Origin of the sequence: Atopobacter sp. AH10, assembly GCF_003664595.1 — a bacterium.
GTDB lineage: Bacteria > Bacillota > Bacilli > Lactobacillales > Aerococcaceae > Atopobacter.
The window spans coordinates 42,380-66,121 of sequence record NZ_QXPZ01000002.1; the positions used below are offsets into that span (position 1 = coordinate 42,380).

At 40.3% G+C, this 23,742-nt stretch carries 24 protein-coding genes and 1 tRNA gene; 2 read left to right on the forward strand and 23 right to left on the reverse strand.

Features of this window, described 5'->3' with window-relative positions; genetic code table 11:
- Window positions 1-8: 8 nt before the first annotated feature.
- From pgk to D3H64_RS00810, 23 genes are all read right to left on the reverse strand, one after another.
- On the reverse strand, window positions 9-1,199 hold the full coding sequence (pgk, locus tag D3H64_RS00700) for a phosphoglycerate kinase (protein WP_121563841.1): 1,191 nt from the start codon (window positions 1,197-1,199) through the stop codon (window positions 9-11).
- 113 nt (window positions 1,200-1,312) lie between these two features.
- Window positions 1,313-2,311: a type I glyceraldehyde-3-phosphate dehydrogenase gene (gap, locus tag D3H64_RS00705; protein WP_121563843.1), complete on the reverse strand. Its 999-nt coding sequence runs from the start codon at window positions 2,309-2,311 to the stop codon at window positions 1,313-1,315.
- Window positions 2,312-2,349: 38 nt separating this feature from the next.
- Complete coding sequence (locus tag D3H64_RS00710; protein ID WP_121563845.1) at window positions 2,350-3,363, reverse strand: sugar-binding transcriptional regulator; 1,014 nt, start codon at window positions 3,361-3,363, stop codon at window positions 2,350-2,352.
- A gap of 409 nt (window positions 3,364-3,772) precedes the next feature.
- Entirely contained in the window at window positions 3,773-4,879 is a 1,107-nt protein-coding gene (locus D3H64_RS00715; RefSeq protein WP_121563847.1) for a lactate oxidase, read from the reverse strand.
- An 836-nt stretch (window positions 4,880-5,715) separates the two neighbouring features.
- Window positions 5,716-5,787 (reverse strand) — tRNA-Arg (locus tag D3H64_RS00720).
- A gap of 223 nt (window positions 5,788-6,010) precedes the next feature.
- Window positions 6,011-6,556 carry a thioredoxin domain-containing protein gene (locus D3H64_RS00725; RefSeq protein ID WP_121563849.1) on the reverse strand — a complete coding sequence of 182 codons (546 nt, stop codon included), beginning with the start codon at window positions 6,554-6,556 and terminating at the stop codon, window positions 6,011-6,013.
- 12 nt (window positions 6,557-6,568) lie between these two features.
- Window positions 6,569-7,162: an ATP-dependent Clp endopeptidase proteolytic subunit ClpP gene (clpP, locus tag D3H64_RS00730; RefSeq protein ID WP_121563851.1), complete on the reverse strand. Its 594-nt coding sequence runs from the start codon at window positions 7,160-7,162 to the stop codon at window positions 6,569-6,571.
- 228 nt (window positions 7,163-7,390) lie between these two features.
- Window positions 7,391-7,600, reverse strand: coding sequence for a DNA-directed RNA polymerase subunit beta (locus D3H64_RS00735; protein WP_121563853.1), 210 nt, complete (start codon window positions 7,598-7,600; stop codon window positions 7,391-7,393).
- A gap of 211 nt (window positions 7,601-7,811) precedes the next feature.
- Window positions 7,812-9,092 (reverse strand): UDP-N-acetylglucosamine 1-carboxyvinyltransferase, encoded by a 1,281-nt coding sequence (gene murA, locus D3H64_RS00740; RefSeq protein ID WP_121563855.1) that lies wholly within the window; start codon window positions 9,090-9,092, stop codon window positions 7,812-7,814.
- A gap of 13 nt (window positions 9,093-9,105) precedes the next feature.
- A complete protein-coding gene (locus D3H64_RS00745; protein WP_121563857.1) occupies window positions 9,106-9,345 on the reverse strand; it encodes a hypothetical protein in 240 nt (79 codons plus the stop codon).
- Between the two features lie 329 nt (window positions 9,346-9,674).
- Complete coding sequence (gene atpC / locus D3H64_RS00750; protein ID WP_121563859.1) at window positions 9,675-10,109, reverse strand: ATP synthase F1 subunit epsilon; 435 nt, start codon at window positions 10,107-10,109, stop codon at window positions 9,675-9,677.
- Window positions 10,109-11,593: a F0F1 ATP synthase subunit beta gene (gene atpD / locus D3H64_RS00755; RefSeq protein ID WP_121563861.1), complete on the reverse strand. Its 1,485-nt coding sequence runs from the start codon at window positions 11,591-11,593 to the stop codon at window positions 10,109-10,111. Before atpD ends, atpC begins: the two co-directional genes overlap by 1 nt.
- Before the next feature lie 73 nt (window positions 11,594-11,666).
- Window positions 11,667-12,617, reverse strand: a complete 951-nt coding sequence (locus tag D3H64_RS00760) for a F0F1 ATP synthase subunit gamma (protein WP_121563863.1) — start codon at window positions 12,615-12,617, stop codon at window positions 11,667-11,669.
- A 55-nt stretch (window positions 12,618-12,672) separates the two neighbouring features.
- Window positions 12,673-14,148 (reverse strand): F0F1 ATP synthase subunit alpha, encoded by a 1,476-nt coding sequence (gene atpA, locus D3H64_RS00765; protein WP_370448429.1) that lies wholly within the window; start codon window positions 14,146-14,148, stop codon window positions 12,673-12,675.
- Window positions 14,149-14,225: 77 nt separating this feature from the next.
- Window positions 14,226-14,753, reverse strand: a complete 528-nt coding sequence (locus D3H64_RS00770; protein ID WP_121563865.1) for a F0F1 ATP synthase subunit delta — start codon at window positions 14,751-14,753, stop codon at window positions 14,226-14,228.
- Complete coding sequence (atpF, locus tag D3H64_RS00775) at window positions 14,750-15,250, reverse strand: F0F1 ATP synthase subunit B (RefSeq protein ID WP_121563867.1); 501 nt, start codon at window positions 15,248-15,250, stop codon at window positions 14,750-14,752. The genes D3H64_RS00770 and atpF overlap by 4 nt, the downstream gene beginning before the upstream one ends.
- Before the next feature lie 89 nt (window positions 15,251-15,339).
- Window positions 15,340-15,561 (reverse strand): F0F1 ATP synthase subunit C, encoded by a 222-nt coding sequence (gene atpE, locus D3H64_RS00780; protein ID WP_121563869.1) that lies wholly within the window; start codon window positions 15,559-15,561, stop codon window positions 15,340-15,342.
- A 98-nt stretch (window positions 15,562-15,659) separates the two neighbouring features.
- On the reverse strand, window positions 15,660-16,376 hold the full coding sequence (gene atpB / locus D3H64_RS00785) for a F0F1 ATP synthase subunit A (protein ID WP_233554854.1): 717 nt from the start codon (window positions 16,374-16,376) through the stop codon (window positions 15,660-15,662).
- 270 nt (window positions 16,377-16,646) lie between these two features.
- Window positions 16,647-17,300 carry a uracil phosphoribosyltransferase gene (gene upp / locus D3H64_RS00790; protein WP_370448425.1) on the reverse strand — a complete coding sequence of 218 codons (654 nt, stop codon included), beginning with the start codon at window positions 17,298-17,300 and terminating at the stop codon, window positions 16,647-16,649.
- A 158-nt stretch (window positions 17,301-17,458) separates the two neighbouring features.
- A complete protein-coding gene (locus tag D3H64_RS00795; protein WP_233554855.1) occupies window positions 17,459-18,496 on the reverse strand; it encodes an L-threonylcarbamoyladenylate synthase in 1,038 nt (345 codons plus the stop codon).
- A 16-nt stretch (window positions 18,497-18,512) separates the two neighbouring features.
- The gene (gene prmC / locus D3H64_RS00800; protein ID WP_121563871.1) at window positions 18,513-19,343 is read right to left on the reverse strand and encodes a peptide chain release factor N(5)-glutamine methyltransferase; all 831 of its coding nucleotides are present in this window, start codon (window positions 19,341-19,343) and stop codon (window positions 18,513-18,515) included.
- Window positions 19,333-20,409, reverse strand: coding sequence for a peptide chain release factor 1 (gene prfA, locus D3H64_RS00805; protein ID WP_121563873.1), 1,077 nt, complete (start codon window positions 20,407-20,409; stop codon window positions 19,333-19,335). The genes prmC and prfA overlap by 11 nt, the downstream gene beginning before the upstream one ends.
- A gap of 114 nt (window positions 20,410-20,523) precedes the next feature.
- Complete coding sequence (locus D3H64_RS00810) at window positions 20,524-21,165, reverse strand: thymidine kinase (RefSeq protein WP_121564061.1); 642 nt, start codon at window positions 21,163-21,165, stop codon at window positions 20,524-20,526.
- A gap of 359 nt (window positions 21,166-21,524) precedes the next feature.
- Here D3H64_RS00810 and D3H64_RS00815 point away from each other — a divergent pair, with 359 nt between their 5' ends.
- Window positions 21,525-22,862, forward strand: a complete 1,338-nt coding sequence (locus D3H64_RS00815) for a Mur ligase family protein (protein ID WP_121563875.1) — start codon at window positions 21,525-21,527, stop codon at window positions 22,860-22,862.
- A 144-nt stretch (window positions 22,863-23,006) separates the two neighbouring features.
- A complete protein-coding gene (locus tag D3H64_RS00820; RefSeq protein ID WP_121563877.1) occupies window positions 23,007-23,681 on the forward strand; it encodes a type 1 glutamine amidotransferase in 675 nt (224 codons plus the stop codon).
- Window positions 23,682-23,742: the final 61 nt, after the last annotated feature.

The window sequence follows — 23,742 nt, forward strand, 5'->3', positions numbered from 1 at the left end:
CATTGACATTATTTTTCAGAAATACTTGCAATCCCTGGAAGTTCTTTACCTTCCAAGTATTCCATGGAAGCACCACCACCAGTAGAAATGTGGCTAACTTTGTCTTCGAAGCCTAAGGAAATAGCAGCAGCTGCTGAATCGCCACCACCGATAATAGTCGTAGCATCTTCTAATTCAGCTAAAGCTTTGCAGACACCTAAAGTCCCTTGAGCGAATTTTTCCATTTCGAATACGCCCATTGGCCCGTTCCAAACAACAGTTTTAGCATCTTTAAGAATTTCCTTAAAGTTTTCGATTGTTTGAGGACCGCAATCCAAACCTTCCCATTCAGCTGGAATATCGTCAACTGAAACAGTTTGAGTGTTAGCATCTTCAGAGAAAGCATCAGCGATAACAACATCTACTGGCAAGACAAGTTTATCCCCAGCTTTAGCCATTAAATCTTTAGCTAAGTCCACTTTATCCAATTCTAGCAAAGAGTTCCCTACTTCTTTACCTTGTGCTTTCAAGAAGGTATAAGCCATACCGCCACCGATAAGAACTTTATCAGCTTTCTTCAATAAGCTTTCAATAACGTTGATCTTATCAGAAACTTTAGCCCCACCTAAAATGGCAACGAATGGACGTTTTGGATTGTCAACAGCTTCACCCAAGAACTTGATTTCTTTTTCCATTAAGAAACCAGCAGCAGATTCCAAGTGGCTAGCAATCCCAATATTGGAAGCATGAGCACGGTGAGCTGTACCGAAAGCATCGTTAACGAACAAGTCACCTAAGCTTGCCCAATATTTACCTAATTCAGGATCATTCTTAGATTCTTTCTTCCCATCAAGGTCTTCATAACGTGTGTTTTCTACTAAAACAACATCGCCAGATTTCATGTTCTTGATCGTATCTTCTAATAATTGACCACGAGTTTCAGGAACAAAAGTCACATCTTGTCCCAATAATTCAGCTAAACGTTTAGCAACTGGTTTCAAAGTCAAGCCAGCTTTATCTTCTTCTTTTTTCACTTTACCTAAGTGAGAGAAGAGAACAAGTTTAGCCCCATTGTCTAATAACCATTTGATAGTTGGTAAAGCAGCTGTGATCCGGTTGTCGTTGGTGATTTCCCCATTTTTCAATGGAACGTTGAAATCGGCACGTTCTAGAACCACTTTATCTTTGACATTTAAGTCAGTGACAATTTTCTTTGCCATGTGCGATCCTCCTAAATATTGATCATGACTTTCTTATTTAAAAAAGGCTTTTTCAAGAGGAAAGCGAGAAGCGCGAAGCTTCCCGCCTTCTTAAAGGTCTAGTTTATATCGGCTTATAATTTGGAGAAGTAGTCCAAAGTACGAACCATGTTACCAGTGAAGCCGTATTCGTTATCGTACCAAGCAACAGTCTTAACTAATTGGCCACCGTTAGCGTCCATGATCTTAGTTTGAGTTGCATCGAAGATAGAACCGGAAGGAACACCGATGATGTCAGAAGATACAACTTCGTCTTCAGTGTACAAGAAAGCAGGGTTCTTTTCAGAAGCTTCTTTCATAGCCTTGTTGATTTCTTCAACAGTAACTTCTTTAGATAATACAGAGTAAAGTTCAACTTCAGAACCAGTGATAACAGGTACACGTTGAGCAGTACCGTCAATCTTACCGTTCAATTCAGGAATTACTTTACCTACAGCTTTAGCAGCACCTGTAGATGCAGGGATAATGTTAGCTGCACCAGCACGGTTCTTACGGCCACCAGGAGCATCTTGAGTCTTTTGAGTTGCTGTGTAACCGTGGATTGTAGACATCAAAGCACGTTCAACACCGAATACTTGGTGTAAAGTGTTGACCATTGGAGACAAGCAGTTAGTTGTGCAAGAAGCAGCAGAAACGATCTTGTCGTCAGAAGTTAATGTTTCGTGGTTAACACCGTAAACGATAGTCTTCAAATCACCTTTAGCAGGAGCAGAAATCAAGACACGTTTAGCCCCAGCGTTGATGTGAGCTTGTGCTTTTTCTACAGAAGTGTAGAAACCAGTACATTCAAGAACGATGTCGATGTCTAATTCGCCCCATGGCAAGTTGTTAGCATCTTTTTCAGCGTAAGATTTGATTTCTTTACCGTCTACATAGATAGATTCGCCTTTTAATTCTACAGAATAAGGGAAACGTCCTTGAGCAGTGTCATATTTTAGCAAGTAAACTAAGTCTGCATTGTCCGTTAAGTCGTTGATTGCTACTACTTCTAAATCGTTTTCTGTTTCAAGAATACGGCGTAATGCCAAACGACCAATACGTCCAAACCCGTTAATTGCAACTTTTGTCATGATATCATTTCCTCCTTAAGGAAAAAAATTTATTTAAAAGGTTACCCTTTTAAAATCGAATGTGAAATTTCCTCATCTATTATTAAAACGACGTGGTGATGAGGGACCATCTTCATAAAGGCTTTCAAGGCCCTTACTTTTTGTTTGCCAGATACAACAGCTATCGGGAATCGAATACGCTCGACATCCGATAAATGCAAGCCGATACGTGGCAATTTTAAAACAACCTTTCCATCAGGGTTAAAGAAGACCCCAAAAGCTTCACCGACTGCATCATGTTGGTCGAGTTCCTCCATTAATGCTTGACTCATCATGCGTCTTTGTGCCATTGTCTTAGCATCTCCGACACTAAAGACAACCACATCGACATGCTCTAACTTGTTCAAGACAAGGTGAACAGATGGTTCTTCGATTAAAGCGTGGTAAGTTTCTGTGGAAACTTGCTCTGGGACAAATAAGGATTGGTAATCTGCATTAATTTTTGTGGCCATTGCTTCTGCAATTGTATTCGCCTGTATATGGTGAGTTTTACCAATGCCCCCACGTGCAGGAACAAATTCAATCTCACGATCGACATTCAATCGAGAAGATAAACCGGAAACTAAACTTGCTAAGGTCGTCCCTCCTGTTACAGCAATCATATCTTTCCCATGCGGTAACAAGTCATTCAAAACCAGTTCAAGTTGTTCCCCTAATGCGAATCCTTTTTCCTCAACACTGGAACGAGCAATTTTGACAATTCTCGCTCCTAAAAGGCTTGCAATCTCTTCTTCCTCTTCGTCCATATTGGAAAAAAGTGGTGATTGCTTTTCACAAGCCTTTAGAACTTCTATTCCCTTGGATGATAGACTAATACCTTGCTTAGCGATTTCCACTAAGCCAAGCTGGCGTAATACCTCTATATCTGATCGAAGGGTTCGCTCTGAATAGGCTAATTCTTTAGCAAGCATTCTTCGTCCAATCGGTTGACGTTGATTTATAGCTGATAGTAAGTGGACACGATGAAGCATTTGACGATAATATTCTGGAACAAGCTGTTGAAACAAGTTTTTCATCAACTGGTCCCACCTCCTGATAAACGAGGGACATTATTCGTCCCGTTTTTCCCTTTCAATTCTCGACTGAAAGGTCATCTCTTTCACTTACATAGGTATTTTACCAAGTTCCGATTAAAAACACAAGAAAAAGCCCTAAGATTTTGGGACTTTTTTCGTCCCTAAATGGAGAATGCATTTTTATCGTGGGACATATTTCATCCCTTTATGTAAAGACTAGCACTATTCATAAGAATAATGCCTATTTAAAGGATTTTCTCCTCTAAAACTCTTCCTTGTATAGAGGTTTGCAAAACTTTTTTATCTAAAAAAGTCGTCCAAGTTTTCCTAGCTAAGAAGTGACCTGAACGACTTTCTACTATAATAATGACTTATTTCAAAAACAATCCCTATCCTCTAAACGAAGTGACTATTTCAAATCCTTTAGTCGAGTGTGCTTGATATCTTCAATGGTTTGTGTACCAGCTAGTTGCATGACACGTTTCAAATCCTTTTCAAAATATTCAAAGACTGATCGAACGCCCTTCCAGCCACCTAAAGCCAGTCCAAACAAAGCAGGACGACCAATCGCTACAATATCTGCTCCAGAAGCCAAAGCCTTAAATATATGTTCCCCACGACGAATACCAGAATCAAATACGATTGGCACCCGACCTGCTACAGCAAGAGCTATTTCTTCCAATACTTCAAAAGAAGCCGGTGCACCATCTAACTGACGTCCTCCATGGTTAGACACCCATATACCATCAGCGCCTGCTCCTAAACCAGCTAATGCATCTTCAGGGGTTTGAACTCCTTTTAAGAAAACTGGCAGTTCAGAATGTTCTTTAATAAAGCCTATATCCTCTAGAGATATTTTTTGCTTCGATTGGGCGTAGATATTATTGAGCGACATATTTTTCCCACTACCTGTGAGATAGCGTGAAACAATCGGCATACCAAATGGGTAAACAAAATGATTCTTATCGTCACGATCCCGGTTACCCGAGATGGTAGCATCTGCTGTCAGAATAATTGCAGAAGCCCCATCAGCCTTAGCTTCATCCAAGATATGCTTATTCAGTTCATCATCTTTAGACATATAAATTTGGAACCAACGAGGCGTATCTTTTAAGCCAGCAGAAATTTCTTGAAACGAGGCTCCAGAATAAGCAGAAATGGACATAAGAGAACCGCCAAATTCATGAATACCTCTAGCTGTGCCTGCTTCTTTGCTTTGATGGGCTAAGCCATGAGCAGCAATTGGCGCCATGATAAAGGGAACTTTCAATTCGTGCTCAAAAATTTTCGTTTGTGTGTCTGGGAATTCCACATTAGCCGCCACACGAGGTAGAATCCCTTTAAAATTAAAAGCTTCCACATTACGTCTTAAAGTAAATTCATCACCTGACCCACCTGCTAAGTAGTCAAATCCCCCTTTTGGCATAACTAAACGAGCAAAGTCTTCCAGTTCAATCGTATTAAAAATTTCCAAATCCTTTACTTCCTTTGGTGCATTATAAGATAATTCAGCCATCATTTACACTCCCTTATCTTCAATATTTATCCATAGTTTAATGACACATCTAACGAGAACATTCCAGATCATTATAGAGCAGGCCATCCTAAAAGGAAGATTTAGCTCCAGCCAAAATCACCCTAAAAAAGGTCAACTAGCCTAAAGTCCAATTTCTAATAAGAGTGATCCAGACATTTTTATCAGCAAGCCTATTGAGAATTTTTCTCAGTTAAGTTTTTTAAAGAAGCCGTCCACTTTTCCTACATGAGGACGACAGCAAACACTCTCATTCCATACTCTAATAGCCTTCTGTTCTCCTAGCCATTAAGAACCCTATCAATTCTTGACTAGTCCTGAACTATTCCATCCTTAACCCTTTCCATAAGGCTACTAGCACATGACACTTGAATGAACCCCTTTATACACAATAAATTTTTCTTTGTCCAATGACTTTTATATTTATAACTTTCTCTTCTTTTAAAATATGGCATCCCTCCTAGAGCTTATCTCGAATACTTTTCGGCCGGTAAAGTATTCTTTTGACCCCTTTACTCTTTAGACAGGATCAAGTCTCCTACTAACTAAAATTATAAGCGGTTACACAAAGCCATACAAATTATATGCTCATCTATATTTTTACTCTCTTGGCTAGATGTTTCGTCAGGATTATTAATCACAAATCTTGAAATCCCCCAGTCTAGAAAATCTTCAGATCTTCAGGATAGAAGCTGTTTAAGTACAAAGCATAGGTCTTTTATTGTAAAAAAAAAGACAAGTCTTCTAATCTAAGACTTGTCTTTTGAATGAGATCCCCTTAATAAAAAAAGGGGCGCTTGATCGATCAAGCTTTCCGACGTCGCCTGAGGGAATCGAACCCCCATCGCAAGAACCGGAATCTTGCGTGATATCCATTACACTAAGGCGACTCAACAGTGATCATTATACCTAAATGCGTTAAAACTTTCAAGACATTTCACTTATTTTTTCAAAGCCCTCTCCTTAATCAGCTATAGCTTAGAATGTAAAATTTCAAAGCAAAAAGAAGGTCAATCATTTTCATAAAGTTGATTTGACCTTCTTTTTTAAACCGGATTAGGCCTTTCACCCTATCCTATATTTTTTATTCTATTCATTCGGCTTATATCAAAGTTACTTACGCATTTCAAATAAACGGCATTGTACTTGAGGTGTGGTCACATCTTCTGTCCAATAGTCATCGTCTGATAAAACAATGGTTGGAATGTTGTGAAGACCTAGCCGTTCAGCTTCTTCAGCCACTTTGTCTAAAATGTCTTGGTGGTCATAAGCTTGACCCAAGTGTTCTTCCAAATAATCGGTTAATTTTTTCCCACCTAACGCCCGCCATTCAGCTTGGTTAGCGTATAGGAAATCCAATTGTTCAGAAAGATGGTTAGGATCATATAAGTCTAGATACTTATGGGCCACACGCCCCGCTCTCAAACCTGGTTTATCTTTGTTCAAAAACTTGATCAAACGACCCAAGTCCCCATGTCTGGTTAAGCGAGTCAGGTAAGGTCTGTGCGTTTCCCACCAATTTTTACAATCTGGGCAAGCCACATTGTGATATTCAACAATAATTTGGTGGGCATCTTGACTACCTTTTAGTGTCCCTGTAGTCGGGTCAATCTTATGCCCGTTGTAATTGAGCTGATTAATATCGTTAAAGACTGACATAGTGCCCTCCTTTTATTTTTGGCTAGCTGCGCTTGTCATAATATCGTCAATTAACCCATAGGCTTTTGCTTCTTCAGCAGTCATGTAGTTATCACGATCAGTATCTTTTTGAATAACTTCGAGCGGTTGCCCTGTACGCTCAGATAAAATTCGATTTAAGCGTTCACGAGTTTTTAAAATTTGACGTGCGGCAATTTCAATTTCTGTTGCTTGACCTTGAGCGCCACCTAATGGTTGGTGAATCAAAATTTCGGCGTTTGGCAAAGCATAACGTTTGCCCTTTGCACCGGCCGTCAGTAAGAAAGCCCCCATAGATGCTGCCAAACCCATGGCAATGGTTTGAACATCTGCCTTAATAAATTGCATGGTGTCATAAATAGCCAAACCCGCCGTGACAGATCCACCTGGTGAGTTAATATACATGTAAATATCTTTCTCAGGATCCTGAGCTTCCAAGAATAATAATTGTGCAATAATGGCATTAGCCATATCGTCTTCAATCGGGCCTGAAACCATGATGATCCGATCTTTTAACAGACGAGAATAAATATCGTAAGCTCTTTCACCACGAGATGATTGTTCAATTACTGTAGGAATTAAATTCATGCATCTTCCTCCTTTTGGTATAGTATATCATAAATTGATCCTTTAGGTAAAAAAACAGCATGATCTAGTTTTTCTTACTATTTCAGCCAATACAGGCTTTTTGGACATTATTTGTCAAAATTTTTTTGCTAAATATCTAAAATCGTCCTAGATGAAGTACTTATGTATCTTTATTCTCTTCGATTTCAGTAGAACTTAACTTGACACAAGTCCTTTTTTCTTGCCAGTTTACTTGAAATAAGTCATTAGATTCGCCCATGTTTCTTGCTTTAGAATAGCAAAAGGTTCTCCTGAACCTATAAAGCCATAGCCTATCACAAGTCCCACGATAAATAAAAACAGCCCAGCTAGACAGAATAAAAGGAAAGAAACTAGACTTTTCATTAGTGTTTGTCGACTATTGCGCCATTGGTTCACCTTTAACCACCTTGCTTTCATTAAGAATCTCCATCATCTACTCATTAGCTATCCGTAATTATTCCCTATAAACAGTCCATTCAAGATCAAAATTTGTCCCAAGAAAAAATCTAGAAATAGTCTGACTATCAGTCTAAGATAGCTTTTCTTTTGCCCTCCTATTAAAGGAAGAAGCTTTCGTTTTTATTTCAAAAAAGCTGGTCGAGTATCCTCAACCAGCCTTAAAGTCACTCTAAGCGTCAATTAATTCTCCTGCTAGGCGTTTCACATCTGCTCCTAAGGCCTGCAATTTTTCAGTAAAGTGGTAATATCCTCTATCAAGATATTGTAATTGGCTAACCGTAGTTTCACCTTCTGCACATAGACCTGCTAAAACTAGAGCAGCAGCCGCACGCAAGTCTGTCGCCTCAACATAGGCTCCATTCAGTTCAGCTGGTCCATCAAATACGGCGGTCCGTCCTTGGACATTGAAATCCAAGTTCATTCGCCGTAATTCCTCTAAATGACGAAAACGATTTTCAAATACCGTTTCTGTCATAGAGGATTTACCATGGCTCAACAGTTGAGCTATAGTAAATGGCGCTTGAATATCAGTTGGGAAACCAGGATAAGGCAAAGTTTTAGCATCTGTCGCCATTAATTTATCTGGTCCGATTACTCTGACCCCATCAGTTGTTTCTTCAATGATACATCTCATTTCAGTCAATTTAGCCACTAAAGAGCGGTTATGGTCTACTATAGCATCTTCGATGAAAATATCTCCACCAGTAACCGCGGCAGCGATCATGAAAGTTCCAGTTTCGATTCTATCTGGTATGATCGAATGTTCGACACCATGAAGAACTTTGACACCTTCTATACGAATTGTTTCAGTACCAGCTCCTACAATCTTACTCCCCATCTTGTTTAAGTAGTTGGCTAAATCAACAATTTCTGGCTCACGTGCCACATTTTCTAGGACTGTTACACCTTCAGCCATTGTCGCAGCCATCATCAAGTTTTGTGTAGCCCCGACACTAGGGAAGTCAAGGTAGATCTTTGCCCCATGCAAGCCACAAGATGTCGCATAGACATAACCACCCTTGATCTCAATGTTGGCCCCCATAGCTTCAAAGCCTTTTAAATGTAAATCAATTGGCCTTGATCCAATGGTACAACCACCTGGAAGGGCGACTTTACAATGACCTATACGTGCCAAAAGTGGCCCCATCACCACGATAGAAGCCCGCATTTTGCTGACATATTCAAAAGGAGCTACTGAAGAAACATCCTCAGTTGCATCTAGTTTGATCGTTTGATTTTCTGGATCATAAAAACTGTTCACATTAACGGATTTCAATACATTTAACATCATATGAACATCTGATAAATTTGGTACATTAGTCAGTACTGAGGGAGTCCCTTGACCCAAAATACTTGCCGCTAAAATAGGTAAAACGGCATTCTTTGCCCCTTCTACACGAACACGTCCATGCAGGCGATTTCCTCCAACTACCTTGATGACATCTTTCATGAAACAAACTCCTTTACTTCAACAAATTGATGGAAAATTGTGTCGTCAAATCAATTAATATCATAAAAAATTGGCTCACCATGAAGCTAAGACTCAACCCAATAAATACGCCACACAATTTTCGATCCTTTTCAGGCAAGCCTATTAACCAACGTTCTAAGGGCAGTCGATTCATCCAGCCCAAGACTATGCCTGTTACCGTTAATAAAATGAATAATTTGCATAGAGCAATTATCCCGTAAAAATGAGCCATTTTCCCATCCTTTCTTAGCAACATTTTCAGTTTAACACACTCCGTCCTTAAATTTAAGTAAAACTTGCGTCTTTCTTCACGAATCGCCCTTCTTTTTCTCTTGTTAAGTCTTAGCTTAAATTTTCATCCACAGGGTCAGAAGATGAATTTCCCTTCTTTTACAGATGGCCTTGCCACGGAGGAAAGGAAAACTTAATTAGTAGTGAATTTCCCATTTTTTTACAGAAGCCCTTAGACTTTCCCTTAAAAGTTGTAAAAGTTTAACTGCCCTTTTGCTCTTCTCCCCATAAAAAAACGCCTCACTTAAAAGTGAGACGTCCTCCATTTCATTAACGACGATATTTTTCAGCAATCCCTATACGGTTGATGGCTTTATTTAAAGAAATACGTACACGAGCTATTTCGTTTGGCGTATGTTCTTCTTTCAAGTAGGCTTCAGCATTTGCCTTTGCCTTTTCTGCTCGAGTTAAATCAATATCACGTGCACGTTCAGCTGTATTAACGACCACATTCACTTCGTTATCTCGCACTTCGACTATTCCATCCGATATAGCAATGCTATTTTCCAAATGCCCACGATCAGGTCTTTCCACACGAACAACATTTACAGGGCCAATGACTAAAGGCATAATAATTGGCGTGTGATTAGCTAAAAAGGTATAAGGTCCCATAGTGGTTGGTACGGTTATCGCAGTTGCATGGTGGTCAAATCGAACCCCTTCTGGAGTAGTGACGATTAAGTGCATCACACTTTCGTTTGCCATTAGTGATCACCCACTTGACCATCGTTAGATTTCGCCTCATTTAACTTGTTAGCTACTAGTTGCGATCGATCTTCTACCTTACGACCAGCTTTTCTTAAGACGTCCTCAATTGGTCCAACATTACGGAAGGCATCTTCTGGAATATCATCATACAAGCCATCTAAAATACCCTTAAAGCCCTTGATAGTATCTTCTACCCGTACATAGGAACCTGGGACTCCTGTAAAGCTTTCTGCGACGTGGAAGTTTTGAGATAGGAAGAATTGAATCCGACGAGCTCTAGCCACAATAACCTTTTCTTCGTCAGATAGTTCATCAATCCCCAAAATAGCAATGATATCTTGCAATTCACGATATCTTTGCAAAGTGGATTGCACCCTTCTAGCAACTTGATAATGTTCTTCCCCGACAATTTCAGGGGTAAGAGCGCTTGAGGTCGATGCCAATGGATCCACGGCTGGGTAAATCCCTTGTTCTGTCAATCGGCGTTCCAAGTTGGTTGTCGCATCCAAATGTGCGAAAGTCGTAGCTGGAGCAGGATCCGTATAGTCATCAGCAGGGACATAGATGGCTTGGATAGAGGTAATTGATCCATTTCGAGTAGACGTAATCCGTTCTTGCAATTGCCCCATTTCAGTGGCTAAAGTCGGTTGATAACCAACTGCAGATGGCATCCGTCCCAGCAAAGCCGATACCTCAGAACCTGCTTGGGTAAAGCGGAAAATATTATCGATAAAGAGCAGTACATCTTGTTTGGCTTCATCACGGAAAGATTCCGCAAGGGTTAAGCCGGTTAATGGCACCCGCATCCGAGCTCCAGGTGGTTCATTCATTTGCCCAAAGACCATGGCTGTCTTATTGATAACTCCAGAGGCTTTCATTTCCGAATAGAGGTCGTTCCCTTCACGTGTCCGTTCACCAACCCCGGTAAATACAGAAATACCGCCTAATTCTTCAGCTATATTATGGATAAGTTCTTGAATAAGCACCGTTTTACCAACACCAGCCCCACCAAAGAGGCCGATTTTCCCTCCCTTAAGGTAAGGAGCAAGCAAATCAATCACCTTGATCCCAGTTGGTAATATTTCATAACGGGCACTCAAGTCTTCAAAAGCTGGAGATTCTCTATGAATAGGTAGGCGCCTAACATCCTCAGCTAATGGCAGTGGATTGTCATCAATTTCTTGACCCAAGACATTAAATACTCGCCCTAAAGTTTCCTTACCTACTGGAACTGAAATAGATTTCCCTGTATTAGTCACAGACATCCCACGTTTCAAACCGTCTGTGGATTGCATTGAGATGGTTCGAACAATCCCTTCACCTAATTGAAGGGCAACTTCCAGAACAATTTGGGTTGGCTTTCCCTCACGAATTAATCCTTCCACCTCAAGAGCGTGATTAATTTCCGGTACACCATCACCAAGTGGAAATTTGACGTCGACAACTGGGCCAACGACCTGTACAATTTCACCTTTTCTCACAATTCCCCTTCTTTCTTTTTTGAGGATATATGCCTAGCTGTCTTATCTCTAGTTCAAAACTAGGGAGAAAGAACTAGTCATTTTCTTCTAAAGCGGAGGCTCCACCAACAATTTCCGTAATTTCTTGCGTAATTTGTGCTTGACGTCTCCGATTCAATTGAATGGTTAAATCATCAACTAACTGATGAGCATTATCCGTTGCCATCCGCATCGCTGTCATCCGACTGGCATGTTCCGCCGTTTTAGCATCTAGGATGGCTCCATAGATTAAGCTTTCTGCATACTGAGGCAATAGTTGTTCAAGAATTTCTTCTTGAGACGGTTCTAAGATATAGTCCACTTCTTTCATCGAATGGTTATCCTCTGGCTCATCAATATCTACTAAAGGTAGCATCTTCTCTACTCGAAAGTTGGATACCAAAGCATTCACATGATGGTTATAGCAAACATATAGTTCATCAAATTCACCAGAACGATATAGACTTACTGCTTTTACAATAATCGATCGCACTTCTGTAAAAGATGGTTGATCCGATAAACCTGATATATCATAAGCCACTTCATAGCCTAAGCGTTTAAAGAAAGCAGATCCAGACTGCCCTATTGTCATCAATAAAAAGCTGGCTGGATCATTCTGATGATCTCTTTCCAACATTTCCAAGGTGGAAGAAAAGATGGAAGAATTGTAAGAGCCAGCCAAGCCTTGATCAGAAGAAATGATCAAATAGGCGGTACGACGGACTGGTCTGGTAATCAACAAATCATGATAATCCAAGAAATCATCGGAATCTTTCTGCTTGACTTCAACAGGATCGTTGGAAGTCATCAAGAGTTTGTCTCGATTGGCATAAACCAAATGCAAGACCATTTCCCGAATATGTTTGGCATAATTTTCATACTTACGGACTAGCCCTTCAGATTTCATCAACTTAGAGGCCGACACCATCTGCATAGCCGCAGTAATTTGGCTCGTTTTCTTCGTGGAGGCGATACGTGTTTTCGTTTCAGTTAATGAAGCTCCCATCGTCTTAGCCCTCCTTTTGCCAATGATTCATATTTTTCAGTCTTACTTGTCATTCTTAAACAAATTGTTCATTAAAGTCATAGATGGCATTAAAGAAGGTTTCCTCATCTGGTAAATCACCTGTTTGCCGAATTTCCGTCAATAACTCTGGATGTTGCGCATCTAGGAAATCAAACAATCGCCGTTCATAGTCAGCGATTCGATCAATTGGGATATCATCCAAAGCCCCATGTGATAAAGCAAAGAGAATTGCCACCTGATATTCAACCGCAAGTGGTTGGTGTACTCCTTGTTTTAGGATATCCACCGTCCTCTTCCCACGATTCAATTTTTGTTGAGTGGCTTCATCCAAATCTGATCCAAATTGCGCAAAGCTTTCCAACTCTCTAAAGCTAGCTAAGTCAATCCGCAAAGTTCCTGAAACCTTCTTCATGGCCTTAATTTGAGCTGCCCCACCAACACGGGAAACAGATAGACCTGCTGATATAGCTGGCCGAACCCCTGCAAAGAAAAGATCGCTTTGAAGGAAGATTTGCCCATCTGTAATAGAAATAACATTTGTTGGAATATAGGCTGAGATATCCCCTGCTTGCGTTTCAACAATCGGCAGAGCAGTTAAAGATCCACCACCTAAAGCATCACTCAATTTGGCAGAACGCTCTAATAAACGAGAATGTAAATAGAATACATCCCCTGGATAAGCTTCCCGTCCAGGTGGCCTTCTCAAGAGCAAGGATATTTCACGATAAGCCGCTGCTTGTTTGGATAGATCATCATAAACAATTAGCACATCTCGGCCAGAATGCATAAATTCTTCACCGATAGCCGTCGCAGCATAAGGAGCAATATAGAGCATAGGTGAAGGTTCACTAGCTCCGGCTGATACCACTAAGGTATAATCTAGTGCGCCATGTTGACGGAAAACCTCGATTAAGGATCGAACAGACGACTCTTTTTGACCAATTGCGACATAGATACAAATAACATCTTTGCCTTTTTGGTTCAAGATGGTATCAACAGCAATGCTGGTCTTACCAGTTTTACGGTCTCCAATAATCAATTCCCGTTGTCCCTTACCAATTGGAACTAAGCTATCAATGGCTTTTTGACCAGTTGCAAGGGATTCACAAACAGATTGCCTGTCCATAATCCCAGGAGCCGCATGTTCTACTGGTCTTGTTCGATCACTTTTGATTTGCCCTAAACCATCAATGGGTTCACCTAAAGCATTAACTACTCGGCCAATCATGCCATCTCCAACGGGAACTTCGAGAATACGTCCTGTTTGTCTAACTAAATCTCCTACATGAATGTCATCATACTTCCCAAAGATGATAACCCCTACCTGCTCTGTTTCAAGGTTTTGAGCCATCCCTTTTGTTCCATTGTTAAAGATGACCAATTCACCACTCATGACATCCGTCAAGCCGACTACTTTGGCAATCCCATCGCCAATATAGGTAACTTCCCCTACTTGTTCTACCGCATAACGTTTCTCAAAGGCGGAGACTTTTTTTGAAATATCAGAAATGACATCTGTTGTCAAAGTAGCTTCCGGCTTATTTTGCCGTGTTTCTGAATCTTGTTGATGCAACTCTCATCACCTCTCTACCTTTGATGCATTTCACGTCTTAGGTCAACCAATTGACGTTTGATCGACCCATCCATGAGATACTCTCTGGAACGAACCACTAGCCCACCAATTAGACTAGGATTCAATTCAGTCGTTACATGATGGAAGCGAACCAGCAATTTCTTTTGAATTGCTTCTTTGATCCGATTCACTTCACTTTCTTTTAAGGGCACCACCGATTCAATAACTAATTGGTGGCGTTCATAGTAATCGCAAAAGCTTTGTAGAACCAAGCCAAGATAATGAAAGCGATATTCATAAGCCATTTCTAGGTAAAAATCCTTCCATTCCTTGGTCATACCCTCTGTTAAACTCAAGATAAATTGGGCTTTATCTTCTTCAGCAATATGTTCCATCTGCATGGTTTGTTCGAATTTATAAATACTGCCGATCCCTTCGCGCAAGGCTAGAACGTTTTGGTAAACTTCTTCTACCCGACCGGAGTCGACCATGCGATGATAAAAGTCATTAACCTCTTTTTTGACAGACCGAATCTTCTTCATGCCTTTTCCAGTCCTTCAATAAAGCGATCAATTAACTCTTTATGGTCTTCGGCAGAAAGACCTTTTTGTAAAATCTTTTGTGCCAGATCTACAGATAAGTCGCCAATCTTTCCTTCTAAATCTTGCATCGATTTTTCTTTATGATATTCAATTTCTTTTTGGGCATCACGTTTCATTTGAGCGATCTTTTCATGAGCTTGTTGAAGAGCTTGTTTTTCCATGTCCTCACTCGCTACTCGAGCTCTATTATAAATGTCCTGTGCTTCCTTACGAGCTTCTTCAATAGATGCTTCGGCTTTTTCCCTAAGAAGAGCAGCTTCTTCATTGGCCTGTTTAGCTTCATCCATATCTTTTTGAATACGGCTAGCTCGTTCATCGGTTGCCTTGGTTAAGGGTTTCCATACAAATTTTCCCAATAATACCATCAGCAAGACGAAAGACAAGGCAATTACTAACAAATCGCCAACTGCAATGCCTGCAGCGATTCCTTCAGTCATCTTTGTCCCCCTTTTCTAAAAGAGCTATGACCCTTAAATAGTCTACTAGCTCACAGTTTAGTCATGGATAGTTTCTCCTATAGCCTTTCTTATTTGGCAAATAGGAAAACTAAAACGAAGCCAAAAACAACAGCGATGATTGGCACAGCTTCGATCAAACCAACCGCAATAAACATGTTTGTTCTAAAATAATCTTTTAATTCAGGTTGTCTTGTCATAGCTTCAATTGTTTTTCTCATAACAGCTTGGTTCCCAAAAGAAGCCGCAAGGGCAGCCATCCCAACAGCAAGAGCAGCAGCAAAATAAATCATTTTTTAGTCTCCTTTTTCATTAGTCTTATCTAGCTGACTAACTTTTCATTATATTTTTATATCAGTCAAGAAAAACTTAGTCTCTTCACACTGGCTATTCAATCATCTTCTACTTCTAGTTTGTGAGAAATATAGACATTGGATAGAGTAGAAAAAACGAAAGCCTGTATAAAGCCAATAAAGGTTGAAAAGCCCATCCAAATCATGGCGAGTGGTACAGCTAAAATCCCACGAGTTAGGCCAGAACTTGTCGCAAACATGGCAATTAAAGAGAGAAGAATTTCCCCCGCATAAATATTCCCATACAAACGTAGGCCAAGGGTTAGCGTATTGGTAAACTCTTCAATCAGCTTAATAGGAAACATCCCTGGCATTGGAGAGAGAAAAGTGTTTTTGAAATAGGCTCTGAAGCCAAACTTTTCTACCGCCTTATAATGAGATAAGAGAATCACCATGGCTGATAGCCCTAGACAAACAATAGCATTGGCAGTCGGACTTCCCCAAAAAGAAAAACCCTTATATACAATAATCATAGATAGACCAATAATATTATTAACTGCAATGTAAATAAATAAGACAAAAGTGAAAAAGCGGTAGGGCAATCCAAGCTTTTCATCCATTGCGCTTCCGACAATCTTATTTGTAAAATCAACAATCATTTCCAATAAGGCTTGACGCCTTCCTGGGACGAGACTTATGCGCCGTGATAAGAAAAACATCACGAAAAAAGCGATCGCCACAGATCCTAAACTGGCTAGCACAACATTAGCGGAAGCAGATAGGTGCATCAAATGAAATGTATAGATTTTTTCCAAAAAATCACCTCCCAAAATAGCATTTCAGCTTAACAACAATAGATCAATAGACTCTTTCTTACCTACTTCTAAGGGCCATTTATCCTAGCCCTGAGCAAATGGACGGCAGTGGCATTTATATTTCATTAAGTTTTCACCCTTAGCCTCTTCCTAAAAAAGAGAAAGTTAATCTTTCCTTTATCTATCAATCAGAAAAAGCCCTAGAATGGACTTCTAAGGCTTTTTATTGTCATCAATGAATGGCAATAGCCCCATGAACATCCAGGAAATCTATTTGGTACCAAATAGGCGATCTCCTGCATCTCCAAGTCCTGGAACTATATAGGAAGCTTCGTTTAAGTGTTCATCAAGTGCAGCGGCAATAATTTTCACATTAGGATGAGCTTCATGTAATTTTCTTACACCTTCTGGAGCAGATACCAAGCAGCAGAAGCGAATAGAATGTTCATCCGCGCCCCGTTTAATCAAAGCATCAATCGCCGCAATAGCAGAGCCACCAGTTGCTAACATAGGGTCAACAACAAACAAGGTTCTCTCAGAAATATCACTTGGCATTTTAACAAAGTATTCTACTGGCTCTAAGGTTTCATGGTCACGATACATCCCAATGTGCCCCACTTTAGCTGCCGGAATCAAGGAAAGAATCCCATCAACCATCCCTAAACCTGCACGTAAGATAGGAATAATAGCTACTTTCTTACCAGAAAGTTGATGTTGAACTGTCTTACAGATAGGCGTTTCAATCTCAACTTCTTCTAAAGGTAAATCCCGGCTTACTTCATAAGCCATCAACATAGAAATTTCATTAACAACTTCTCGAAATTCCTTAGTTCCACATTCTTTCCGACGAATCATCGTCAACTTGTGTTGAATCAACGGGTGGTCCATCACAACAAAATTATCGATATTCAAATTTTGACTCATGTGATCCTCCTTTATTTCGCCTAGAACAGGTTTTTATCCTGTTCCTCCACTAATGGCTTACTTACGCCATAGGTTATTGTACTCAAGATTAAGGGTAAAATCTAGATTAAGGGTAAAAATTGTCACTATTTTTTGAACATACGTGTAAAATTTGCTATTTATAGGCCATCTTCGAAGGAAGAACTAGCCTTTAAGGCCCTATTCAGATAGCCAGCTGTCTCATCACTTTCTAGAGGAACATAGAGAATAAGTTCTTTTGCTGGTGTTTCATCCACATCACGAAGGATACCATATAAACGATGTTGGAAGTCTTTAACATCTTCACCTAAATCATATAAAACTAATTCTCTATCCATATTCATATGGTCTGCTATATCGTCTTCTAGGGCTCTATAAATAGTCGATGGTACTGCTATAGCTAATGGATAATCTACTTCTAAATAAGGGAGAAAGTCTTCTACCCCTCCATTTTTAGCTACTACTGGAACTAGAGGGGCATAATGGCGATACTTCATCCCTGGAGCTTTAGGCTTTTCTGTATCCACTGGCCCGTGACTTAAAGGTCCTACCACTTGAGCGATTTGTTCTTCTCTAATGTCACCTGGTCGCAAAACGGTAATATTGTCCTCGTCAGAAACATCAACAATTGTCGACTCAATCCCAACTGGAGTTGTCCCATCATCAATGACCCCAGCAATGCGATAACGAAAATCCGACTCTACGTGTTCAGCCTTTGTCGGACTTGGTCGTCCAGAAATATTGGCACTTGGCCCAACTATCGGCTGACCTACCAATTCAATCAATTTTCGTGTTACGGCATTATCAGGCATACGCACAGCAACTGTTTTAAGTCCTGCTGATACAACATTAGGCAAACAGGAGGTAGCAATAGGCAAAATCAAGGTCAATGACCCCGGCCAAAAAGCATCCATTAAAGCTTTCCCACTCGAGTTAATTGGTCCGACAAACTTTTCTACCATCTCAACAGAAGAAACTGTCACAATTAAAGGATTATCGCTAGGCCTCCCCTTGGCTTCAAACACCTTCAAGACAGCTCGCTCATCTGTTGCAAGAGCCCCTAAGCCATACACCGTTTCTGTAGGAAAAGCAACCAACTCCCCACTTTTTAACAATTTCGCCGCTTTATTTAAACTAGCGTCGTCAGTCCCAAAAATTTGGATTTGTGATCCAACCACAGTTATCACCTCTTTCTTAACGTTTTAACTCTATCCACCGATCTAACTTTTCATAATCTTTTCCAATTTGCGCATCTACTGAAGGAAACATTTCATGGGCAAGTTGCTTTAAAGCAGGTCCTTGACGAAAGCCACATTCCATCATGCCATATTTCCAATCTTCTCGTTTAGCCATTTGCTGAAAGATTTCCTTATAGGCAGCTAAACCATTTTCTTCTGCAAACAAGGCCAAATGTGGCTCATACTGAATGACTGAATCATCCATAAAGCCTACTTCATCCCGACTGATATATGGCGGATTACTCACAATCGCACTGACGGAAAGATCACCGATCGCTTCTAGCCAAGATCCTAAATGAAAATGAACTGGAGCTTTTAAGGCTTTAGCGTTCGCCTGTGCTACTTTTAAAGCAGACCCTGAAATATCCACCGCATGAACAGTCCAATTAGGGCACTCTTTCGCTAGAGTAATGGCTAAACAACCACTTCCAGTCCCTAAATCCACTAGGGTTAATTTTTCATCTCTTGGCCAGGTCTTCAATAGATGATCTACTAACAATTCTGTTTCTGGTCTTGGAATTAAGACATCTCCTGTGACAAGAAATCTTCGTCCATAAAAATCCACTCGCCCACTAATGTAGGCTAATGGTTCACCAGACAAATAACGGCAAGTCGCCTCTTCCAAGGCTCTCAATGATACATCATCAAGAACTTCATCCTGTCTTGTCAGCCAATCCGTCAAAGACCAATCTAAAATTTCAGAAGCAATCAGTCGATAGTCTTGAATGGACAAGCCTCTTTTTTTCAGCAAATCTTGACCGAATTCCCGGCAAGTTCTATTCCCCATTGTTTAAGGCTTCCAATTTTTTCGCTTGATCACTTAAAATTAATTGGTCAATAATATCGTCCAACTTACCCGCCAAAATTTGATCTAGTTGTTGAATAGTTAAATTAATTCGGTGGTCAGTCACACGGTTTTGAGGAAAATTGTAGGTTCTAATGCGTTCAGAACGATCCCCAGTCCCGACTTTAGACTTACGTGCTTCGTCATATTTCGATTGCTCTTCTTGTTGAATCTGATCATACACACGAGCCCTCAAAACTTTCATAGCCTTTTCACGGTTTTTCAACTGAGACCGTTCATCTTGCATAGCTACTACAATCCCTGTTGGAATGTGAGTTAAACGAACAGCGGATGCCGTCTTATTAACGTGCTGTCCACCTGCACCAGAAGCATGATAAATATCTGTTCGGATATCATTTTCATTTAAGTCGATTTCGACTTCTTCAGCTTCCGGCATAACCACAACAGTAGCCGTCGACGTATGGACACGCCCTTGACTTTCCGTTGCAGGAACCCGTTGAACACGATGGGCACCAGACTCATATTTTAATTTGGAATATACCTTATCCCCTGTAATCATCAAGATGATTTCTTTATAACCACCAATACCCGTCACATTAGCATCCAAGACTTCAACTTTCCAACCTTGAGATTCTGCATATTTTTGATACATGTTGTAGAGGTCGCCCGCAAACAATTGCGCTTCATCCCCACCAGCAGCGCCACGAATTTCCATAATGATATTTTTCCCATCATTAGGATCTTCTGGTAAAAGCATCAATTTGATACTTTCTTCCATGCTAGCAATTTCCTCTTTTAACTCAGCCAATTCACTCTTGGCTAATTCGATCAATTCAGGATCCGACGACTCTTGTAAAACTTCTTCTGTTTCTTCCAAATCTTTCGTTAGAGATCTATAGCGTCTTACCGCTTCTGCTTTTGGCCTTAAGTCGGCTTCTTCTTTTGACAAAGCCATAAAGCGCTTAGTATCCGCAATCACTGACGGATCACTCATTAATTCTGTCAATTCGTTCTGCCGAATGACAAAGGCGTCTAATTGGTCAAACATCCTATTCCTCCTTGTTCTCCCCTATTGTACCAAACCCAAGAGAAATGGGGAAATGATCTTATTTCTCCTAGTATCTTTCTTCTTATCTTTTAAGATGTCATCTTTTTTAAAGCCTTACAGCTCATCTGCTTCATCTGACCCCACATGTGAACGATCTAAACTAGGCGCTAAGACCTTCCCTCTTTCATCCAATGGAGGATTCAAATAATGTTTCCGGCAAACAGGCCAATAAGACTCATTGCCACCAATTTGAATTTGTTCACCTGTATAGACTGGACGACCATCAGCCATCCGCAAATTCATCGTTGCTTTTTTAGGGCAAAACCAGCATATAGTCTTAATTTCTTCTATTTTATCGGCAAACAAAAGCAACTCCCTAGAGCCTTCAAATAAATTATTTTGAAAATCATTTTTCAGGCCATATGCCATCACTGGAATTCTTAGTTCATCTACCACTTGTGCTAACTGATGCACGTGTTTTTTAGATAAGAACTGTGCTTCGTCCAAAATTAGGCAGTAGATTTTATGGGGAAGATCTTTGACTATCTGAACAATATCCGTCTCTTCATCAATGACTACCGCATCACGTTCAATCCCTATTCGACTGGCTATTTTCCCTCTACCTGTCCGTGTATCGACGTGACTAGTCATCAATAAGACTGGCTTGGCTTGTTCTTCATAATTGTGGGCTACCTTTAAAATATCAATAGACTTCCCACTATTCATGGCTCCATATTTAAAATACAACTGTGCCAAAAATAATCCCCCTATCTTTTTTGTGTCTATCCCCTTTATATTAGGCGGAAAAAGCGTTATCGTCAATACTTTAGCCAACAATTTGAAAGTAGCTAAACTCCCCCAAAAATCGATAACTATCTCGTCATCTTTCCCTATCCCTAAGAAATTTACCCACACCAGCAAGCTAAGCCAGAGCCTAAGAGCCATCTTCCCCTATCCATAAGAAACTTACCTCCTTTATCCTTCTTATTGCATTGCTAAATTCCTTCAACAAATCAAGTCTTAAATTTAGCTTTTTAAACTAGCACTTCTCTTTCGAGGATTCGTTTTTTTATGTTATGATAAGAAATGAAATTTTCATTGAAGGAGGAAGTGGCATGACCCTTCGTCAACAACTTGCAATCCATTGCGGTCGTCTGACCCAAACTCTCTTAAAAAAATTAACCAATGGTGGATCGAGTCTGCCAGGAAAAATTGCCAAAAAAATTGATCCTACAGTCCTAGAAGCTTTAAGCCAAGATATACCTGTCGTCATGATAAGTGGAACTAATGGTAAAACGTTAACTACTTCTCTTACTGTTCAAATTTTAAAGCAAATTTATCCTACAGTGATCACCAATCCTACCGGAGCTAACCTTGAACAGGGGATCATCTCCACTTTTTTAAGCGCAAAGGGGCATCATAAAAAAGGCGAAAGCATTGCCGTCTTGGAAGTGGACGAAGCTACCTTGAAACGTGTAACCAACTTAGTCACACCAGATGTGTTAGTCTTTACCAACCTATTCCGTGACCAAATGGACCGTTATGGGGAAATTTATTCCGTCTACGATCTTATGTTAGAAGGGGCTAAAAATTCTCCTCAAGCAACTATCTTAGCTAATGGCGATTCTCCTATATTTCATTCAAAAGCCCTCAGCCATCCTCAAAAATTCTTTGGCTTTGACACTAGTTATAAAGAAGACGTGCCTATTCCTTCCAACACGGATGGTATCCTTTGCCCAAATTGCCAATCCATCTTGCATTACCACCTCAATACCTATGGCAATCTAGGTAACTATTACTGCCCTAATTGCGACTTTAAACGTCCAGAATTGTCCTTTAAACTGACTAAGATCAATCAACTCAGCATGGACGATTCAAGTTTTGACATTGATGGGGAAAGCTATACTCTTCCTATTGCTGGCCTTTACAATATCTATAACGCCTTAGCCGCTTATAGCGTCAGTCGTCTATTTGGAGCTAGTCCAGAACAAATCCGACAAGGCTTCCAAGCCGCCCAACGTGTTTTTGGCCGTCAAGAGCGTATAAAGATTGGCGATAAAGAAGTGATGATCCATTTAACGAAAAACCCTGTCGGCATCAATCAAGTCATCGACCTCTTATCCTATGAAGAAAAGCCATACAGCCTTGTCGCCCTATTAAATGACAATTATGCTGACGGACGGGATGTTAGTTGGATTTGGGACGCTAATTATGAACATCTGGTTGATAAAAATCGTCGTGTTATCTACGGAGGTACGCGATCTAAAGAACTTAAAACAAGATTACTTGTTAGCGGGATGAAAGAAGATCAGTTACTTCTAGTTGAAGACTTCAACCAACTGGCAGATAAGATCAAAGAACTCCCTACACAAACTGTCCATATCCTAAGTACCTATACAGCCATGTTAGCCCTTCGAAAAACCTGGATACAAGAAGGCTATATATACAACTAAATGTGAGTTTGAGCGGTCAGGAAAGGAGCACTGGAGTCCTTTTCAGTAGAGAGCGCATGCTCTCGCTGACAAAGGGCGAAGTGGACGCCTATCCTGCTCAAACGAACACTACCCAACCATACCAAATCAGGAAGGAGTAAGCCCATGACGCAATCACAAGAAGCACCAATACGTATTGGCCATTTATATGGTAACTTACTGAACACTTATGGGGATAATGGCAACCTACTCATGCTACAATATCTTCTCAAAAAAAGAGGCTTAAACTATCAAACAGAAGTCAATTCATTAGAAGAAACACTCTCTAAAGACCAATACGACTTTATCTTGTTCGGCGGTGGGCAAGACTTCGAACAATCAGTTGTGGCTAAAAATCTCCCTAGCAAAGCTCTTGCCCTAAAAGAATATATTGAATCTGATGGTGTCCTTTTGGCTATTTGCGGTGGCTTTCAACTATTAGGTGATTACTATATCACGGCTGCAGGCCAAAAAATTCAAGGAGCAAGCTTATTGAATCATTACACAGAACGCCAAGATAATCATCGCTTTATTGGAGATATTACCATCCATAATGATGAATTTAATGAAGACTATGTCGGATATGAAAACCATAATGGTATGACCTTTATCAAAGAACCTGTAAAATCATTGGGAAAAGTGATTTCCGGTAACGGTAACAATGGTCAAGACGGGACAGAAGGTGCCCGCTACAAAAATGTTTTTTGCTCCTATTTCCACGGCCCACTTCTCGTTCGTAACCCTCATTTAGCTGATCACTTAATTGATCTAGTCCTCAAACGTCGGCAAGAGCAAGCTTAATTTTCGCTTTTATTCAGGAAAAATCCAAAGCCCAGCCTATAAAGCCAATAAATTACCCCCT

Coding starts and splice junctions, on each gene's coding strand:
- D3H64_RS00770 (WP_121563865.1), bottom strand. CDS start 14,753: ATGAAGAAGATTCGGTCTGTCAAAAAAGAGGTTAATGACTTTTATCAT.
- prfA (WP_121563873.1), bottom strand. CDS start 20,409: ATGTTTGACCAATTAGACGCCTTTGTCATTCGGCAGAACGAATTGACA.
- upp (WP_370448425.1), bottom strand. CDS start 17,300: ATGAGTCAAAATTTGAATATCGATAATTTTGTTGTGATGGACCACCCG.
- atpC (WP_121563859.1), bottom strand. CDS start 10,109: ATGGCAAACGAAAGTGTGATGCACTTAATCGTCACTACTCCAGAAGGG.
- pgk (WP_121563841.1), bottom strand. CDS start 1,199: ATGGCAAAGAAAATTGTCACTGACTTAAATGTCAAAGATAAAGTGGTT.
- D3H64_RS00820 (WP_121563877.1), top strand. CDS start 23,007: ATGACGCAATCACAAGAAGCACCAATACGTATTGGCCATTTATATGGT.
- D3H64_RS00715 (WP_121563847.1), bottom strand. CDS start 4,879: ATGGCTGAATTATCTTATAATGCACCAAAGGAAGTAAAGGATTTGGAA.
- D3H64_RS00815 (WP_121563875.1), top strand. CDS start 21,525: ATGACCCTTCGTCAACAACTTGCAATCCATTGCGGTCGTCTGACCCAA.
- D3H64_RS00725 (WP_121563849.1), bottom strand. CDS start 6,556: ATGTCAGTCTTTAACGATATTAATCAGCTCAATTACAACGGGCATAAG.
- D3H64_RS00710 (WP_121563845.1), bottom strand. CDS start 3,363: ATGAAAAACTTGTTTCAACAGCTTGTTCCAGAATATTATCGTCAAATG.
- D3H64_RS00745 (WP_121563857.1), bottom strand. CDS start 9,345: ATGGCTCATTTTTACGGGATAATTGCTCTATGCAAATTATTCATTTTA.
- clpP (WP_121563851.1), bottom strand. CDS start 7,162: ATGAATTTAATTCCTACAGTAATTGAACAATCATCTCGTGGTGAAAGA.
- D3H64_RS00735 (WP_121563853.1), bottom strand. CDS start 7,600: ATGAAAGCAAGGTGGTTAAAGGTGAACCAATGGCGCAATAGTCGACAA.
- atpE (WP_121563869.1), bottom strand. CDS start 15,561: ATGATTTATTTTGCTGCTGCTCTTGCTGTTGGGATGGCTGCCCTTGCG.
- prmC (WP_121563871.1), bottom strand. CDS start 19,343: ATGGGGAATAGAACTTGCCGGGAATTCGGTCAAGATTTGCTGAAAAAA.
- D3H64_RS00760 (WP_121563863.1), bottom strand. CDS start 12,617: ATGGGAGCTTCATTAACTGAAACGAAAACACGTATCGCCTCCACGAAG.
- murA (WP_121563855.1), bottom strand. CDS start 9,092: ATGAAAGATGTCATCAAGGTAGTTGGAGGAAATCGCCTGCATGGACGT.
- atpF (WP_121563867.1), bottom strand. CDS start 15,250: ATGACTGAAGGAATCGCTGCAGGCATTGCAGTTGGCGATTTGTTAGTA.